Source organism: Hellea balneolensis DSM 19091 (assembly GCF_000428525.1).
GTDB classification, from domain to species: domain Bacteria; phylum Pseudomonadota; class Alphaproteobacteria; order Caulobacterales; family Maricaulaceae; genus Hellea; species Hellea balneolensis.
On record NZ_AUAC01000002.1, the window covers coordinates 1,045,113 to 1,064,435 of the forward strand.

Annotated in this window: 8 protein-coding genes; 1 reads left to right on the forward strand and 7 read right to left on the reverse strand. The window is 48.4% G+C overall.

Annotation, left to right across the window (positions count from 1 at the left end; genetic code table 11):
• Nucleotides 1–2 precede the first annotated feature (2 nt).
• From F569_RS0105130 to F569_RS0105150, 5 genes are all read right to left on the reverse strand, one after another.
• Nucleotides 3–1,436, reverse strand: coding sequence for an aldehyde dehydrogenase family protein (locus tag F569_RS0105130; RefSeq protein WP_026941329.1), 1,434 nt, complete (start codon nucleotides 1,434–1,436; stop codon nucleotides 3–5).
• Nucleotides 1,437–1,486: 50 nt separating this feature from the next.
• Nucleotides 1,487–2,488: an Ldh family oxidoreductase gene (locus F569_RS0105135; RefSeq protein WP_026941330.1), complete on the reverse strand. Its 1,002-nt coding sequence runs from the start codon at nucleotides 2,486–2,488 to the stop codon at nucleotides 1,487–1,489.
• Nucleotides 2,489–2,497: 9 nt separating this feature from the next.
• Nucleotides 2,498–3,133: a class I SAM-dependent DNA methyltransferase gene (locus F569_RS16585; RefSeq protein WP_051279341.1), complete on the reverse strand. Its 636-nt coding sequence runs from the start codon at nucleotides 3,131–3,133 to the stop codon at nucleotides 2,498–2,500.
• On the reverse strand, nucleotides 3,133–5,130 hold the full coding sequence (locus F569_RS0105145; protein ID WP_026941331.1) for a tetratricopeptide repeat-containing sulfotransferase family protein: 1,998 nt from the start codon (nucleotides 5,128–5,130) through the stop codon (nucleotides 3,133–3,135). Before F569_RS0105145 ends, F569_RS16585 begins: the two co-directional genes overlap by 1 nt.
• An 89-nt stretch (nucleotides 5,131–5,219) precedes the next feature.
• The gene (locus F569_RS0105150) at nucleotides 5,220–7,856 is read right to left on the reverse strand and encodes a TonB-dependent receptor (protein WP_026941332.1); all 2,637 of its coding nucleotides are present in this window, start codon (nucleotides 7,854–7,856) and stop codon (nucleotides 5,220–5,222) included.
• A gap of 369 nt (nucleotides 7,857–8,225) precedes the next feature.
• Here F569_RS0105150 and F569_RS0105155 point away from each other — a divergent pair, with 369 nt between their 5' ends.
• Nucleotides 8,226–9,023: an enoyl-CoA hydratase gene (locus F569_RS0105155; protein WP_026941333.1), complete on the forward strand. Its 798-nt coding sequence runs from the start codon at nucleotides 8,226–8,228 to the stop codon at nucleotides 9,021–9,023.
• A 213-nt stretch (nucleotides 9,024–9,236) separates the two neighbouring features.
• Here the strand turns inward: F569_RS0105155 and F569_RS19840 are convergent, their stop codons facing one another.
• A complete protein-coding gene (locus tag F569_RS19840) occupies nucleotides 9,237–15,899 on the reverse strand; it encodes a calcium-binding protein (RefSeq protein ID WP_026941334.1) in 6,663 nt (2,220 codons plus the stop codon).
• Between the two features lie 147 nt (nucleotides 15,900–16,046).
• A complete protein-coding gene (locus F569_RS0105165) occupies nucleotides 16,047–19,232 on the reverse strand; it encodes a YadA-like family protein (RefSeq protein WP_026941335.1) in 3,186 nt (1,061 codons plus the stop codon).
• Nucleotides 19,233–19,323: the final 91 nt, after the last annotated feature.

The window sequence follows — 19,323 nt, forward strand, 5'->3', positions numbered from 1 at the left end:
ATTTAACCGGGGTTTGTGTAAGCCGTTTTCATAATTGTGTAGAAATCTTTAGCATGCTCACCTTGCTCGCGCGGGCCATATGACGAGCTGTTACGTCCACCAAATGGGACATGGTAATCCAGGCCAGCTGTTGCGAGATTGACCAAGACGCTGCCATATTTGGCATTGCGTTTGAAATGTTCTGCCTGCTTGAGATTGCTCGTCATGATAGAGGCGGCAAGACCAAAATCCGTATCATTAGCAATTGCCAGGCCTTCTTCATAAGTGCTGATTTTTTGCACACAGGTCATAGGTCCGAAAATTTCTTCACGATTTACACGCATATCATTTGTTGTGCCCGTAAATATGGTAGGCGCCAGATAATACCCTTCAGTTTCGCGATCCAGACGATTTCCGCCTGTCACAAGCTCCCCGCCTTCTTCTCTGGCAAGATCCATATAGCCCAAAATTTTATCCATCTGCGTTTCTGAAACGACAGGCCCCAATTCCGTGCCTTCTTCCAGCGCATGGCCAACCTTTTTAGCCTCAGCGGCTGCAGCAAGCTTTGCAACAAATTCATCATGGATAGCTTCGTGCACGATTAAGCGTGAAGAGGCTGTGCATTTTTGTCCCGACGCGCCGAAAGCGCCATGAATAGATTGCGCGATTGCGATATCCATATCCGCATTATCCATGACAACAATAGGGTTTTTACTACCCATTTCACATTGAACACGCGCCATATTCTGTATGGCGGCTTGGGCAATTTTGCGGCCTGTGGGCACAGAGCCCGTAAAAGACACCGCATCAATTTTACCCGAAGATAATGCCGCGCCAACGTCTCCGCCGCCCTGCACCATATTGAAAACACCTTTGGGTAAATGCTTATTAAGCACTTCGGCTAAAATATGAGCAGTAGCTGGCGTCACCTCAGAAGGCTTTAAGACAACCGTGTTTCCATAAGCCAAAGCAGGACCCATTTTCCACGCCGCAATAGCGATCGGAAAATTCCATGGCGTAATAAGGCCAGCAACGCCAATAGCTTCGCGGGAAATATCTATATTGATACCCGGACGCACAGATGCCGCGCTCTCGCCAATTTGACGAAGACATTCTGCCGCATAATATTGATAAAACTCACCCGCCCGGAATGTTTCGCCGCGGCCTTCGCCAAAAGGTTTGCCCTCTTCTCGGGATAATGTCTGACCAATTTCATCACAGCGGTCGATAAGCTCTTGGCCAATGGCATGTAGGATATTCTTCTTTTCTTCGAGCTTAACCGCTTCCCACCCTGGTTGCGCGGCGCGCGCCGCCGAAATCGCATCTTCGACTTGCGAGGCCGTCGCACTCGCCAAGTGACCAATCGTATCGCTCACGTCAGACGGATTGATATTGGCACTTTGCGGGCCGCTATTATCCCATTCGCCATTTATAAGCTGGCCATAAATATCAGTCATAATTTATCCTTTGAGCTCACCGTTAGGTCAGGCTGTTCTTATGTTAAATGTTAAAGGGCGCTTATCTTGTCGAGAATGATTTGCGAGACCTCTACGCCCTCTTTGTCATGCTTGGCTCGGTTTGAGATACGGCGGTCCCCGGGAAGTCGCGTGCCGTCTTGCTCATATATTTTATCAAAAAAGCCTTCCGCATGATCATTCCAGCCATCATTTCCGCGCACAAGGGTCGGGTCAATCGCCATTAGGAACTCACCGCCTTGTGGCGGGCCGCCATCATTATTGTCGCGTGCCGCCGCTTCAAAGCTAAAGCTTTCACCCACCATCGCGCCAGCCAGAAGCTCAACCATCATTGACAAAGACGACCCTTTATATCCTCCAAACGTCATCAGAGCCCCTTTTAAGATCTCATTGGGGTCTGTTGTGGGATTGCCATCCGCATCCACACCTACGCCTTCCGGGAGAGTATGACCATCGCGGGCTGCTAAGCCAACTTCTCCGCGCGCCATAACAGCTGTCGCCATATCAAATATCATGGGCGACTTGCCTGGTCGCGGCCAACCAAAAGCAATCGGGTTTGTGCCGAAGAGAGCCTTCTTACCCCCCGCAGGAATGACTGACGGCTTATAAGACGTGCAAGCAAAGGCCGCCAATCCGGCCTCACAAATGGGTTCCAACTCGGTCCACAGAGCCGCAAAGTGATGCACGCCGATCAGCGGCATAACGGCAATTCCGCATGTCTTGGCGGCCTCAATCAAAGCGGGCCGCCCCGCCTCTAATGCCGTCGGGGCGAATGAATTATGGCCGTTCACTTGCACAACGGCACCCGCAAGCTTTGTGACTGTCGGCTTTGCCTTTCCGTTCACTTTACCGCTTTTTAGCGTCGCCACATATCCCGGAAGACGAAACAAACCGTGCGACACACAGCCGTCACGTTCTGCCATCGTCACGACATCCGCAACAGCTTTGGCATTAGTTTCATCCGCGCCGAATTTCATCAATGTGCCTTCAGCCAAGCTCCGGATAGCCTCAACACTCATAGTCTGATGACTCATGATTTTCCCCTAATTAACGCGGTAAACATAGACCGCATGTTTTATATTTTGATCCCCATTTGGCATAGACACAAAGGGGGCCGTTTCAAATTCTATTTCCCAGTCTCTTGCGCGGGTCAATGCGTCTCTATGCTTATGAAAAAGTTGAGTCTGTTCGTTAATGTGAGCATGGGTTGACCATATAATGAGACCGCCCGGTTTCGTGACCCTTACAAATTCGTCCAAGCTATGAGGCGGGGCATTACCCGGGGCGAGGCAACCAATGGAATAGGTCACGTCAAATTCATCATCCGCAAAATCAAGCCTTTCTCCCAAAGCCATTTGCTTAAGACTATCATAAATGTGCCGTGACTTCGCTATCTCTAACATACCGCTTGATAAATCTATTCCGTGGAAATTAGTATAGCCCATCAGCTTGAGTGGAAGACTATGCATGCCAGTCCCGCAACCCGCATCTAAAATACGGCTCTCGCCCATCTTAACATAGCGCGCAAAAACGCTCGCGCCGACATAGGGCAGCTGAATACCAAAGGATGTTACATCCTGATCATATGTCGTTGACCAATCATCATACGCATCGCGGCGTTCCTCATGACTTCGAGCCGCATAGACTTTTTCAAGCTTATTATTTTTGCTATAGGCCATTAGCAGGGCTCAATCGGGTAGCGGGTCAATATTTCAGGGCCCAACGCCTCTTTCAGAGGGTCAAGCCATGGTTCAAAATTGCGCCATTGCTCAAGACCCGATTTAAAAATCGGCTGCCTTACCTGCTCTGAGCTTGCGGTACGTACGGAGCGTTTGGTCTTATGAAATTCCAAACAAGATTGTTCGAATGGCAGTCCAAGGTAATCCAATATGCGGCGCACTTGGTTTTCAGTATCACCCACAACATCTTCATATTGAACACGCAAAATTTCGCCCGGTAAAACCGAATCCCAATGGTCCATCAATGCAACATAGTCTTTGTAATAAGTCCCGACATTCTCAAGGCCATATGTAAATTCCTGCCCCTCTGCAAAGTGCTGTTTGAAACCGGAGAAACAACACGCCATGGGATGCCGCCGGGCATCAATGATTTTTGCATTTGGCAGTATCAACTTAATCAAGCCGATATGACGAAAGTTATTCGGCATTTTATCGATAAAGAACGGCGCGTCTTTGCGGTGTATGCGCGTATCCTCAATGAAACGCTCCCCAAAAGTCTTAAGCTGGTCTTCTGTCAGATCATGCAAGATGCCTGGATAGCGCCCATTGATTTTAGCCCGTTCCCGTCCACGTAGATGATATGACAGCGAGAGGATATTGGGCAGCTCGAGCGTACCATCAACCTGGCTGTGGGATGCGATTATTTGCTCTAATAGGGTTGAGCCGGCGCGGGGTAAGCCTACGATAAAAATCGGATCCGGCGCAGCAAAGCCCTTTCCGCCTTGCTTTTCAAAAAGCTCAGCTGTGCAAATCCTCGCTTGACCCTCTAACTCTTCCGTCATGTCAGCAGCTTTATAACGCGATTCAAAAGATTTCAGATCATTGCCTTGCTTATATTGCTCAAAAGCCGCGGCGTAATCTTTGCGGTCTTCTAAAGCTTTCCCAAGTGAGAAGAACAAATTTACGCGATCCATGAAACCTGTGCCTGTGCGCTCTGTCAAAGTTCTCATTTGATCCACTTCGCCGTCTGTAAACTCATATGTTTTAAGGTTCGCGAGACCAAAGTAAGCATCACCGTGATCGGCTTTGGCGCGATAAGCGGCGCGGTAACTTTCCACCGCATCATCATGTTTGCCAAAAGTCTTAAAGGCATGACCACGTGAGGTCAGCGTTACCGGATCATTTGGAATTCTCTCCAACACATCTTCGAATAGAGCAAAGGCACGTTCATGGTCACCCGTTTGCATACTCTCAATCGCAAGATGGGATTGGAACACAGGATTTTCAGGGTCACGTTTATATAAGCCTTCCGCTTGCTCTAAGGCTGCGGCGAACTTTTGGCGTTTTCGCAGAATTTGAATATAATCTAGATGAAGCTGAATATTATCAGGTGCAAATTCAATCGCGCTTTCCAATAAAAAATCGGCATCATTAAAGACACCGAACCTTGAGCCAATATCTGCCAGCAAACGCATGGCTTCAATATGGTGCGGTTTTTTCTGAAGAAAGAAACGGCATAATTCTTCGGCTTTGAGTAATTTACCTTCGTGGATAAGATGCGTAACTGTCAATAATTCCTGTGGTAATTTCGATAAATGCTCAGCCTGGAAATTGGCTTTATAAGCTTCTTGTCTCAAACCCTTGCGGGATAAAATATCAGCCTGCGATTTCCAACTGGCCATCAGTGCCGGATTAGCGCGGCACGCTTTTTGATAGGCTGACAAAGCCGCATCGAATAAACCTTGGTCTCGCGAAAGATGCCCCTCTTCTTGCAGCGCACGTCCGAAATTTGGCTGAATAGTTTTCAACTCCGCCAAGGTCTTTTCTGCAAGGGAATAGTCTTTCAAATAGCGTGCAGATACCGCTTTCATATAAAGGCCCTCAATGTCTTTTGGAGAGTCCTTGAGCAATTTATCTGACTGCGCCACGGCCTGTGCAAAGCGGCCTTGCTGCATCAGAGTCTGTATTGCCATATGGGCGTCTTGAGTGTCGGTCATAATAGCCTGATATGAAAAAGCGCGCCCCTGTTATGGGACGCGCTTAGTTATAATCATAGAGTGTTACCGGTGTCGATAATCAGAAATATCTATCTGAATTTCACAGAGAGACGCGCACCTGCATTTAGCGGGCGAGCATAGCTAACACGAGACACATCATTGATGTGCTGACGGTTAAGCTCAATATCTGCATCCAAGATATTATCAACAAAGATTTCGCCGGTCCAGGCATCAGCCGTAAGACCTGCTGAGACACTTAGTTTTGTCCAGCCTTGGATCTCATCGCGATTCTTCACAATAATATCTGAGAAGGATTTCGCAGAGTGAACCAGTTGCGGCATAACGTGTGCTGTCAGGCCACTTGCTGTATCCCATTCATAACGGGCGCGGACATTGAACTGGTATTTCGGCGCAAATGAGAGGGAGTCACCTTCACGCACATCATCAGTCGGAATATCCACTTTCGTGATTTCAGTGTCTAAGAAACTGTAAGCGCCTGTGATTGTGAGGCCTTCCATGCTAAACGGCGCATATGTGATCTCGCCTTCAACGCCTTTAATTTCAGCGTCACCCACATTGGCATTAAAGAACAGGTTGACAATTGATGTATCAAAAATTGTCGCTTGCAAATTCTCAATATCAACGAAGAATGCAGACCCGTTAAACTGTAGCTGATTATCCATCAGGCGTGTTTTCCAACCGAGTTCAAAGTTCGTCACATCATCTGTTTCAAGCTCAAATGGAACTGTAAAGTTACCTGAAACAGCGCCTCCAGGACGGTTCAGAAGTCCCGGACGATAGCCTTCGGAATATGTTCCGTAGAAAAGCATTTCTTCATTTGGCGTATATGTCAGAGTCGCCTTTTTGATGAGGCCATCTGCTTCTGCTTTATCAGGCGCGCGCAATTCGTTGAAGATACGCTGCGCTTGTCCTTGACGGTTTGCCGGAAGCGCATTGCGAATATCATCGACACTGTCAGCCAATGTAAACGTAATTTGGTTATCTGGATTACAATCGCGTGTGAAGGTATAAGACCCGTCTCCATCATAAAGATCGTTAATGTCTGTACCAAAGGCATTTCTGTCTTCTTGTGAGAACAAGTTACAGAAAGATGAGTTGGCCGTACCCTCAAGATCGACAGAGTTATCATAATAACGGGCGCCAAGCGTGATAGAGAATTGATCCGTCAGATCAAAGCTACCTTCACCAAATACGCCGAGCTGCTTGTCAGTCCGTCTCACATCATTCCTGAAAATTGTATCTTCGGGGAAAGCCGTATCATCAGAACTAAAACCGGGTCCCGGGAAGCGGAAATTGAGCGGGTAACCATCGGGCTGTCCGTCACCATCCGCATCGAATATAAATTTGTTGCCGGGATAGTTAAAGTCAACAAGCTCTTCCAAAACTGTGTCGCTGTAAAAACCACCAACAGTCGCTCTTATGCGTTTCTCAGCAGGCGTGTTAAAGCGAAGCTCATGTGTTTGGACTTCAAGATTAGACTCTACATCGCCATAAAGATTCGGCGCCTGACATGTCCCTGTTGGCTCTGCATCTGAATAAGCGGATGAATAAGTAGAGTAATCACAGATATAATAAGGAAGATATTGGGATACGTAAACATATTCAGAGTAATCGATACGTTGTTCTGCCTTACGATCCGTGTAAGCTCCTGTATATACGGCTTCTAGAGCGCCTAAGCGGCCTTTGAGTGTCCAGCTTAGGTTATCATATTCATCATCAAGCTCGCTCTGCTCGTATGTCTGAATTTTGTGGCTTCCCAAATCTGGGTTAGCCAAGAAAATACCGTCTGTTTGCAGTTGTTGATGAGCATAACCCACCAAAAGCGACCAATCATCCGTCGCTTGGAAGAGGGCTGATGTCCGGAACCCAAAATAAGTTGCATCATTTTGGTTCTTTTCCTCAATCGCAATCGCCGGGATTGCGTTGATACCTGATGTATCTGCACCCGCATCAAAACCTGCGCGAGAGCCAACCAATGTACCATTATCCCGAACAGCGTCAGCAGAACGGTAACGTGCAGCAGAAGTCACATCAAGTTGTCCAGCCACAGCATCGGTCCAGCCGCCTTGGCGATCACCATAAACAACGGCGCGAAGCGCTAAATTATCACTGACAGGTACGTTATAGACAGCTTCACCTTTAAAGCTGGCATCTCCGCCTTTGGTGAAGGACGTTCCGACTGTGAAATTCGCCTCTTCAACGCCGATCTTAGGCTTATTCGTAATCATACGAACGGTACCAGCCTGAGAGCTGGCCCCGAATAGCGTACCTTGAGGGCCGGAGAGCACTTCAACGCGCTCTAGGTCAGCCGCGTAAACATCTAGGTTACGACCGGGCTGAACAAGTGGCTGCTCGTCCAGGTAAAAGGCAACGTTTGGCGCAAGACCTGCAACGCCCGCAATCGAAGTCGCTGGAGTCGTCGAAGCCAAGCCGCGAATATAAATTGTATTATTACCTGGACCTGCCCCGCCGGCCGTAACGCCAGGAAGCTGTACAAGGTAATCTGTAAAGACATCAACGCGGAGTTCTTCAAGTGTGCTTTCCCCCAAAGCCGCAACAGCAATCGGAACATCTTGAGCTGTCTCGGCTCTTTTCGTCGCCGTGACAATAACTTCGTCTTCAAGTTGGGCGTAAGCTGGAGCCGCCAAACTACCGGCCACAATGAGACTTATCGCACTACAGCCTAATAAATTTTTTTTTTGCATTGGATTCCCTTTGTATCAACTCCAGGCGCGGAGTCTTTTTTGTAAGGGCGTTGTGTAACAACATTATTAGAAATTACAAATGTTGAGGTGATGTAGTTGGCCTCAAATTATAAGAAATAGCTGTGAAAAACTTTATATTGCGATATAAATGTCACAGTAATTCGCCAATTGTGGGGTTGGAATTAATTTATCTTATCATGCGTATCACTAAAAATTATCCGTATGAGGCATTTAACGACACTTCTATTTAAAGATTCTATAAAAGGGTAAGCCGTATAGAATGCTCAAACATGCAGACGGCCCAATTTTTTTTCAACCGAATGTCATTTCAATAATCTTATCAAATTCCAGGAATGTGAGACCAAATTGATGCCCCAAAAGACTGATATTCTACAATCCGAATTGGGCCCTCACGGCGTTCTGCGGCTAATATTAAATGACAATCGTCGGCGCAATGCTTTATCTGAAGCCATGTTGATAGCGTTGAGTCGCGCCATTATCGAGGCGGATCAGGCACCCGCCATTCGCGTTATCATTATCGCCTCAGATGGCCCCGCATTCTGCTCAGGTCATGATTTAAAAGAGATCACGCAGCATCGAAACGACCCTGATGAAGGACAGACTTTTTTCTCAAAACTCATGCAGCTCTGTTCTGAGCTTATGCAAAACGTTGTAAATTGTTCTAAGCCCGTCATAGCGGAGGTCGAGGGCACCGCCACAGCCGCAGGATGTCAATTAGTGGGGAGTTGTGACCTTGCCATAGCTTCTGATACAGCGGTCTTTAGCACGCCGGGCGTTGACATCGGGCTCTTCTGCTCAACTCCTATGGTTGCACTTTCCAGAAATATAGGCTCTAAACAGGCCATGGAGATGCTCTTGACCGGAGATAGAGTCTCAGCAGAGAAAGCCGCAGAAATAGGCTTGATCAACCGCGCCGTGACTCAAGATGAGCTGCGCGCAACCGTCTCAGAACTGGCCGAAAAAATCGCGGCAAAATCATCCCTAACGCTCGCAACAGGCAAAGCAGCTTTTTATGCCCAAAAAGAGCTGAACCTGGCAGAAGCCTACGCTTACACATCAGAGGTAATGGTCAAAAACATGCTCAGACATGATGCCAAAGAAGGTATAGAAGCCTTCATAGAAAAACGTCCACCTAAATGGACATAATAGCTGAACGCTGTATAATTATTTACGTGCAAAAGGAAAATGGTGCGGCTGAGAGGGCTTAGCGCTTTCCATTAAGGCAATAAATACAATAACATAAAATGCCTCGCAAGTCATTTTTGAGGCAACAAGTTAGACAATTGTAATGCAATCTTCCGAGATTAATAGAAAATGTGTATTGTTGAATTTTGCAAATTTGTAACTCAAAAAGAAAATCTAAATCAGCGCATGCATCTCAACCATCGCCATATCTTGCGTGAATACATCTGGCTCTAATGCTTCTCCAACAAAGACTTCCCCATCTCCTAAAGTCTCGGCCATGACGAGTTCTGTAAAGGTGAAGTTACTTTCGCTTAGATCGGCAATGTTCTGCCCAACAATGGTCAGGGTGTTTCCGCTGCCAAAGTTGATCAGCGTATTCGCGCCCGCATCTGTGGCCACCGCCATAATCTCAGCAAAGCTGTCAAAGGCCGGATCTGTGTAAAGAATGTCGATGACTTCATTTGTTGTGAAGCCTTGGATAACATCCGCATCATCCTGCATCGTATTATAAGCAAAACTATCGACACCAGCGCCGCCATTGAGGCTGTCATTACCCAAACCTCCTGTCAGGAAGTCATTCCCGCCATTACCAATTAGCGTATCATTACCATCCGAGCCCGTTAGACTATCGGCTTGGCCAGAGCCAAAGATACGTTCAATACTGATGTAAGTATCGCCCGCAGCATCGCCGCCAGTGCCGCCTGTTTGAATATTAACAGTCACGCCTGATGATGAAGCGAGGTAAGACACCGTATCAGTTCCCGTGCCGCCATCATGGCTATCAGCACCGCTATCACCAAAGAAGAAGTCATTCCCTGCGCCGCCGCTCATGATGTCGTCACCCGCTTGGCCAAAGATCGTATCAACGCCGTCACCGCCGCTAATCGTGTCATCACCATCGCCGCCAAGGAGGCGGTCATTACCGCCCGCTCCATTTAGGGTATCGTTACCGTCATTCCCTGTGAGGCGGTTATTACCGCCATCACCGATAATATCATCATCAAAGTCTGAGCCAAAGACCCACTCAATGCCGTTAAAGATATCACCTGCCGCTTCACCGCCCGTCCCGCCTGTAGCTAGGTCAAGCGTGACGCCAGCATCAACATCCGTATAGACCGCAATATCAATACCTGTGCCGCCAATGAGCGTATCTGCGCCCGCGCCGCCAAAGAGGCGGTCTCCGCCCCCTGAACCGTCAAGTACGTCATCGCCGTCAAAGCCGCGCAGCTCATTGGAGCTATTATTACCTGTCAGGCTGTCATTAAAGTCAGAGCCGTAAATCGCCTCTAAACCGAAATAAGTATCGCCTGCCGCGTCACCGCCGGTCCCGCCTGTGGCAATGTTTACGATGACCGCAGAGGCTGCGCCTGTGTAATTGGCAATATCAAAGCCTATACCGCCATTGAGCTGGTCAGCGCCGGCAGAGCCGTAAAGTTGATCATTGCCTGCATCCCCGCGCTGAATATCATTCCCGTCACCGCCATAGACGCGGTCTATGCCGCCGCCCGCATTGATGGTGTCATTACCGCCTTCACCAAAGAAGAACTCATTGGCATCGGATCCTGTAATGGTGTCGTTGGAGTCGGAAGCATAAAAACGCTCTACGCCATTAAAACTATCCCCTGCGGCGTCGCCGACTGTGCCGCCTGTATCGACATTAAAAGCGACGCGTGACGTTGCTGCGCGGTAATCAACGCTATCAAAGCCATCCCCACCATTATTAGCGTCAGCCCCAGCACTGCCGAGCAGTGTATCTGCCCCCTCGCCGCCATTGAGGATGTCATCACCCTCCGCGCCGTTGAGACGGTCATTACCCGCTAATCCATTTATGGTGTCATTATCAACCGTGCCCAGAAGAATATCATTACCAGCTGTGCCGTTAATAATAGTATTGCCTGCGCCGCCCGTTAAAAGATTTGCCTCGGTGAGTGTCTGATCTGCAAAGACAAAGGTCTCAAACCCAAGAACGGTGTCTGTCCCATCTGTGCCGACATTATCAGAGATGGTGAATCCACCCGCGATGGCTGTGATTGTATAATCCGCCCAATCTCCGCTAAAGCTCGCCATATCGGTTCCGCTACCGCCATTAATCACGTCATCACCCGCGCCGCCCGTCAGATTGTCATTACCGGCATTCCCATTGATGAGATCAGCGGCGCCTGAGCCGATTATAGTTTCATCATTGCCATTACCAATAATGGTCAGTTCTTGGCTATCACCGCCCCAATTGGAGAATGTAAAGCTTGAAATATCAAGCAATGTTTCGCCCGCCATGAAGATACTAAACAAATCAATCGCGATAGCAGGTGTCTGGCTACCGATGATTTGCAGGCTATCAGAGAAAGCCATTCCGCCAATTTGTGACGCGTCAATATTTACGCTGTTTTCAACGCCGCTTTGCCCGACCGCGGCAAATTCGAGAATTTCAATTAAGTTGATGACGGTATAAGAAAAATCGATTTCGCTGCCATTATTTAGCTCGACAATAATACGGTCTAATCCTGTGCCGCCATCTATGCTTTCGCCGACGGCATTTTCGGCGCTACTCATATAAATGAAGCTGTCATCACCCGAATCGCCATTCAATAGATCAGCGCCTAACCCACCTGTAATGATATCATTTCCTGAATTCCCATCTAGCGTATTATCATTCGCATCGCCTAGAATTACATCATTTCCGATGGACCCGATAATGCTTTCTATACTTATAAGGGTTTCCGTTTCATTGGCTGAACTTGCTGTGCCCGCCGCCAAGTCAATACTCCAATTTTCGCTACTGTGGTTAAGCAGGACGGTGTCGACCCCGTCGCCGCCATTATAGTTATCATCACCAGAATTGCCTAAGAGGAAATCATCGCCAGTTCCTCCGATAAGCGTATCATCGCCAGCCCCGCCGTCTAGATTGTCGCTCCCATCTCCACCATCAAGAACATCATCACCAGCAAACCCTTCAATAAAATCGTTCCCGCCAAAACTGCTAATCACATCGTCTTGGGACGTTCCACCTATGACTTCAGCATCTTCATCGCCTCTAATGCTAATTTCGTTTCCGCCATCCCAATCTATAAAGGTCAAAGATGAAAGGTTAAGCGTGGTTTCAACATCCATGATGAATGACAGAAAGTCATTCGCGCCAGCATTTTTAGAACTTGTCCCAATAACACTGAGATTGTTTGCAAGGCCAACACCGCCAAATTGATCCGCAAAAAAATGATCTGCACTAAAGACGACGAAAGTTTCTCCATTTTGGTCGGAACTTTCAAATTGTAGCTCTTCAATAGAAACTAATCTACTCAAGTCCCGAAAATCGATTTCCTCTCCGTCACCAAGCTCTACAACGATACGGTCGGTGCCTTCTTCGCCAAATATCACTTCATCCGTAGAAATTTCATCAGCGTTTTGATATATAATCGTATCGTCTCCAGCTCCAGCCGTAATATTGTCTGCGCCGAGACCTCCGCGGATTGTGTCATTACCTGTACTAGCAGATAAAATGTCATCACCACTGCCACCAATCAGTGTGTCATTGCCCGCCCCCCCACTAAAAAACACTGCTGTATCCAGCGCTATAACACCATCATCGGCTAGCAATATATCGTCGCCAAGTGAGGTTCCGAAAGTCTCAATATTTTCAAAAGTCACAGACCCTTGCCCGGCCCCCAATGATGTGATGAAGGCAAGTTGATTGACGACATCAACTGTGGCGCCCATGGCATTACTGTCTAAACTCAAACTATCACCTAACAGTCCGTTTCCTCCACCGTCAAAATGAAAACCCGACATTACAATTGACAAAAAGGAGTCAGCTAAATCTGTGCCAATGAAGCGTTCAATATTGCTAAATGTTTGATTGATAGTGAATCCAGAAGACGAAGATCGTGCCGTAATTTCAGGTATGGCTGTATTAATCCTAAAACCTGAGCTGTCGTTTGAGGCTTGAATATCAAAGCTTGATAAATTCAACGTATCAACCCCTACGCCGCCATTATAATGATCATCACCGTCACTATAGCTAAAGCTATCATCGCCTGCCCCGCCATCAAGATTATTTGTCTGAGAATCACCGATAATCATATCATCGCCCGAACCGCCAACAATGTTCTCAATTGAAATGAGCTGCTCTCCGCCTGGCCCGAATGCTGTGCCGTAAGCCGTTCCATTTTCCAAATCGATGGTCAAATCAATTGTAGAATAGCTGAAATCGCCCGTATCTATACCAGCTCCGCCATTGAGGATGTCTGTGCCCAGATTACCGCTTAAGATATCATCACCAAGACCGCCCAAAAGTGTGTCAGCCCCTGTACCGCCAATCAGCGTATCATTCCCGTCAAAGCCGGAAATCATATTATCGCCATTACCACCATCTAGTACATTATCACTGTCATCGCCTTCAACAATGTCATCACCATTGCCCAAAACTAGATTTTCAATCCCTGTGAGCGTTTCTGCTCCCGAGCCATTAGCCGTTACAAAAGCCGTTCCTTGTAAAAGGCTGACGGTAAGGTTTCCGTTCGTGTAAGTATAATCAGCCGTATCAATGCCATTGCCGCCGATGAGCGTATCTCCGCCTCCCGTACCGCCGCTAATAATATCATCACCATCACCACCATCAATATAATCATCTCCGCCATTGCCGAAAATAACATCATTCCCGCCAAGACCGAAAAATGTATCTGCTCCGCTACTACCGGAATAATCTGCCGCGCCATTACCGTCATAAATAATTTCAATATTGTTTAGGTTTAAGGTCTCACCCCCGCCTGTCACAACGCCTGATGTGCCCGTCAGAACATAGCTATAAGCTGTGCCTGAAATACCTTGCGCGCCATTTGCGTCATAGACCTGCATCCGCAGCGTATCTGTGTCTGCGCCGCCATCTATGGTATCGGTAAAGCCTCCGGGCTCATGGTTCCATTGGTAAAATGTGTCATCACCAGCTCCGCCGGCAAGAATGTCATTTCCTCGGCCGCCGATAATAATGTCATCATCATTACCACCGCCTATATTATCAGTCCCATCACCTCCAAAAAGGATATCGTCTCCATTTCCGCCCACAATGCTGTCATTACCGCCACGGCCAGAGATCAAGTCATCCCCTGAATTTCCGAGGAAAACATTATTACTACTATCACCGCGAATATCGTCATCGCCGTCACTGCCTTCAATATTTTCTATTCCCGACAGAACATAAAAATTACTGGGGTTAATCGCGAAAAAGAGATGTCCATCTGTTGCGAGGTCGACAATAACTTGCTCGGTAAAAAAGGACGTAGAAAAGCTAAAACTATCAATACCGCTACCGCCTTCAACAATTAGCCCCGGATTGGATGAAGGGGCTGCCGCAATAAAGCTATCATCACCCACTCCTAAATCTACGATTGTAACGTTGTTAGAGGATTCGGTTACGACGTCATTCCCGCTGCCGAGGTAATATTCATCCGATAGGTTCAGATTATTTAACGTCTCATCACCGGCGCTCCCAATATAGGCACCCGTATCGCCGATATTGCCTTCGGAGGCGTAGGAGTAAATGGCATATTGGTTATCGCCATTAAAATCATCATAGATGACAGCAAAACGTGAGACATCAATGTGTTCAATACGATAATCAGGATCCGTGTTAGAGGTATCTAAAATGATTTCAGCCCCAAGAGCTGTACTTGCGGCGCTATAACGTTGAATATGAAGTTGATCATTGCCACCAATGTTGGAAATGAAACTCAATAAATACTCACCTGTTGGGAAACCAGCTGTGTCTTCTAAGGCGGTAATCTCTACCGACGATAAAGCAGATGTTGCGCTTCCCACGGGCAAGAGTGAGTTTGATCCCAATACGCCCGTTTCGACATTCGCAAATCCAATATGCCATAAACCATCACCGCCCTGACTACTAGATTCGCGGTATGTGACGGCAACCGTATTGCCCCCTACATAAGCAATCGAAGCACCTGCAAGGCCTACGGCTCCATCTGAAGCCGCCGTCAATTCTATAGACTGATGATTTGTACCATTTGTGTTAATGACTTCGATATGCAGAGTTTCCCGCAACGCTAAACCAAAAGAGTCTCTTTCGTTTACAAGAACAGCAAAACGCCCGAAATTTACATCAACAATATCATACGAAAATGGGTTTTCCGTATTGGCACCCCCTAGTACATTTCCATCATCCGCCACGACAAAAGGCCCTGTAACGACATTTGAAGCATCTACAGTCCAACCATAAGTACTATTATCTCCATCCACGACATTCGGGTCTTCCAGTCTACTCGTAATGAACAACACGCCAGCGTCATTACGACTTAAGAGAACGTCTCCGTTAGAGGCAAGCGGCCCCGTGCCTAGATTTAAGGTCGATGTCTGAATGCCTGACGCATCAAAAAATATTAGCGTAGGCGTAGTCCCGGGTTCAACCACGACAAACCCACCATTTAATGTTATTTCAACATTAACGGGACGCCCAATGTCAGCCTGAATCAAGCTATCAGCAACCACAACATTGCCAAAACTATTCATGATAAAACCATATAAATCCGTTGGTTGTCCGGGGTCAACAACTTCGCGATACATGAGAATATTTCCATTACTCAAGAATACACTGTCAAATTGAGCCCCAAAATTTCCTGGTGCTTCAAAAGGACCAGGCAGAGGAATAACGCTTTGCCAAAGTGTCGGAGTCACAGGCGCGTTAGCCGTCATCTCAAGGGGTGTCGTAGGAGATTGCGGCGCAAAGACAAAGTCATTCTCAGCGATACCTTCAAGTCGTAGTGGAACCGCAACCCCGCTCACATCCAAATCAAGCGCATCAAAAAAATCTAGATTATCCCGTAACTTATACATGCGTCCCTCCAAGACAGGGGGAAGCTCTGTTGAGCGCCCCGATTTCGACTGCCTGTGCAGCCAATTTTTTGAAAATTTCTATCGCAGTGAGAATTTTCGCGCATACTCAGAATTGAGTATGCGCTGCATTTTATTGGCTAATTTGACCTAATTATTCCACGTCACGCTGACTTTGCCGGAGGTTTCCCCATCACCGCCGCCGAGGGATGCGCCGAAAGCGATATTATCATTCGCCCGCGCGGCGATGCCGATACCAAAACCTGTTTTGCCACCATAAAAGCCAAAACCGCCGGACATACCGAGTGTTGATCCTTGGGGCAGCACCACGGTCGGCAGCGCCGCCACAGTCGCTAATCCGCCTTTAATGTCGTCAATATCGTCAATATTGCGCAGGATGTTATCCGTATTACTACTGATACTTTGACGGTTCAGGTCAATCGCAGCCGCATTGGCTGTGATATTATTGGCATTTGACGCAATGCGTGTGGAATTGACATTAATACGCTCCGCATTGAGGGAGATATTCGTCGCATTCGTGGCGATATTCCCAGCATTTGTTGCGATATTTGTCGTATTCGTCGCTGTTTGCGGGTCTTCCATCATCATATTTGTACCAATGACAGCATTATCCGGCGAAGACATCGGTAGGGATGCCGTGCTGGATATGGATGAGCTTAAGGAACGACCCAAGGATGCATCAGTCTTGATTGTGCCGGATGGAGATGCAGCCTTCTCTTGCGTCGGCGCACCCTCAGCCGCTAAAAGTTCAGACTGAACCGCGCTATTCACATGTGGTGCTACGGCTTTCGCTTGCTCTCCCATGGTTGCCGCTGTATCTTTCAGCCCTTGTGCCGCCGTGCCTTCAAGCGCTGTAATCCGCGTCTCATGATCATCCAGAGAGGTTTGCAGCGCCCCTCCGTCAGAGGCCAAATTCCCATTGGCATCCGTTGTGATGACGCCTGTGACAGCTCCCTGATTGGCCAGTGAGGCCGCTGAGGTAATCCCAGCTAAGGTATAGATATTCGTCGAGCTACCTAGTGATATTTGGTTCGCCAATGTCGTCGCCGTATTGGCGCCTATCGCCATGGCATTGGCATGTGTTGAAGAGGCATTTACGCCCATGGCGAAGCTATTGGTTCCCGTGGCTTCACTATCCAATCCGAGTGACACCGCATTTGCACCGCCAGCGTCAGAGCGCGGCCCCAAAGCAAAGCCGAAATTCCCCGATGCGTTAGCTTGGAAACCAATGGCCGCAGCTTGCGCGCCGCCGGCATCCGCCTGACGCCCTAAAGCTGTGGATTGCAGGCCTGAAGCCACACTATTTGCGCCTAACGCAAAACTATTGGTCGCAGAGGCGTTAGAAGCCGAGCCAATGGCTGTTGACCCGATACCTGTGGCGTCCGCAGAGTTACCGATGGCAATAGCGAAATTCTGATTAGCCACAGTCGCAACACCCATCGCGACGGAATTAAGTCCTGAAGCCCCTGAATTGCCACCCATCGCAATCGCGCCTGCCCCGCTCGCATTTGCACCTATAATAGATCCATTAGCGCCGCCAATGGCTACGGACCCATCTCCCGACGCGTTTGCCGAAGTGCTGGCTAACCCTGCTCCCAAAGCGGTTGCCCCCTCTGCAGTGGCTTGTGCCTGCGCACCCAAAGCCGAGGCATTTCTCATTGTCGCATTTGTGCTTCGGCCAATAGCTGTTGAAAAAGTTCCTGAGGCCACAGCTGAATGCCCAATAGCTGTAGCATTAAATACTGCAGATGAAGAGCTGCCCAAGGCTGTTGAAAAGCCACCACTCGCATCACTGCCAGTGCCCAAAGCTACTGCTTCTTGGCCCGTCGCTTGAGCACTAAAACCAACAGCTGTTGCTCTAGCAGCTGTTGCATCCGAAGATGCTCCAATAGCGGTGGAGTCGCTAGCATTGGCAACAGAGGTATGTCCCAAAGCTGTCGCCCTGCTAGCTATTGCATCGGACGCAACCCCAATGGCCGTTGACGAACTTCCTAATGCATCTGCACTGTTACCGACAGCAACACTATTGCTCATTGTTGCTTCTGCGAAAGCACCAATTGCTGTTGAATTTCCTCCAATAGCCTCAGCGCCAGCACCAAAAGCAGAGGATGAACTTGCGGCCTGCGCGTCATTCCCGAAAGCCGATGCCCTTAAACCTGTAGCATCCGCCGAGGTCCCGACACTCGTTGAACGCACGCCCGTTGCTTTACTGTTATTCCCAAGAGCCACAGCGCGGTCAGCAGTGGCTTCGGCGTCGCCGCCTATCGCTGTTGTGAAAGTCGTGAAGGCATTTGCATTACGGCCCAAGGCTACGGCCCCCGTTGTATTGGCAACAGAGGCACTACCGATTGCGATTGCGCCTGTGCCATCAGCTTCCGCAGCGACAGCAAGTGTTGCGAGGGCAGAGTCTGTTACAACGCCGCCAATCGCTATCGCGCCGTCGCCAGAGGCCGTGGCCCCGTCTTCGGCTAACACACCTGTTCCGACAGGCTTACCGCCGCCAATGGCCACAGAGCCGCTGGAATCGGCAAAGCTTTCCGAGCCCACTGCCACAGCAGAGCGATTATCCGCCTCGGCTTGAAAGCCCATAGCTGTGGAGTAACGTCCAAGCGCTTCAGAATTGTGCCCAAAAGCGATAGCACCTTCAGCGGTAGCTTCTGAACTTGTCCCAAAACTAATAGTGAAATCATCTGTAGCACGTGCTGATGAAAATAGTGTGGTAGCTGTATTATCGACAACCGCACTACCGATCGCAATTGAAGCTATGCCTGTCGCTTTAGCCCCCGAAACACTTGATAATAGATTTGAAACTGTGCCATTCGTCCCGCTTCCAATTGCAATAGCGCCAAGAGCGGTAGCATCGGTACTGGACCCCAACGCCACAGTTCCATTTACATCTGCGAATGCGAAAGAGCCTAAGGCGACAGAGCCTCTATTATTTGCCACTGCTCTGGCACCAATTGCAGTTGAGTCATCATCACTTGCGTCTGCCTGATATCCACATTGAAGAGAATAAAAGCTTTCATCTCCAGCATTACAACCATTTCCGCTATTCCGATTATTTCCCGCAAATGGATTACCATTATCTAGAGAAATAGAGCCAAATCCTGTCGCTGCACTACGTTGATTCACTTGCGCCGCAGATTTCAAGGTTTGCACCTGTTGGCGCAACGCCTCAATTTGAGCCTGCATTGCGGCAAGGTCAGAGGCACTGACATCATTGGCAAAGGCCGCATGAGGCCCGCCCGCCGTCAAGGCCAAGGCGGCGCCCGATAAAAGATATTTTTTCAAATTGTTTAATTTAATTGCTGACATGACAGTCCCCTCACAATGATGATGTCAGACCGCCCATCCCATATGAGCGGCCATATTATCACTTTAGTCAGGGTGAAACGTCCTAAGGACC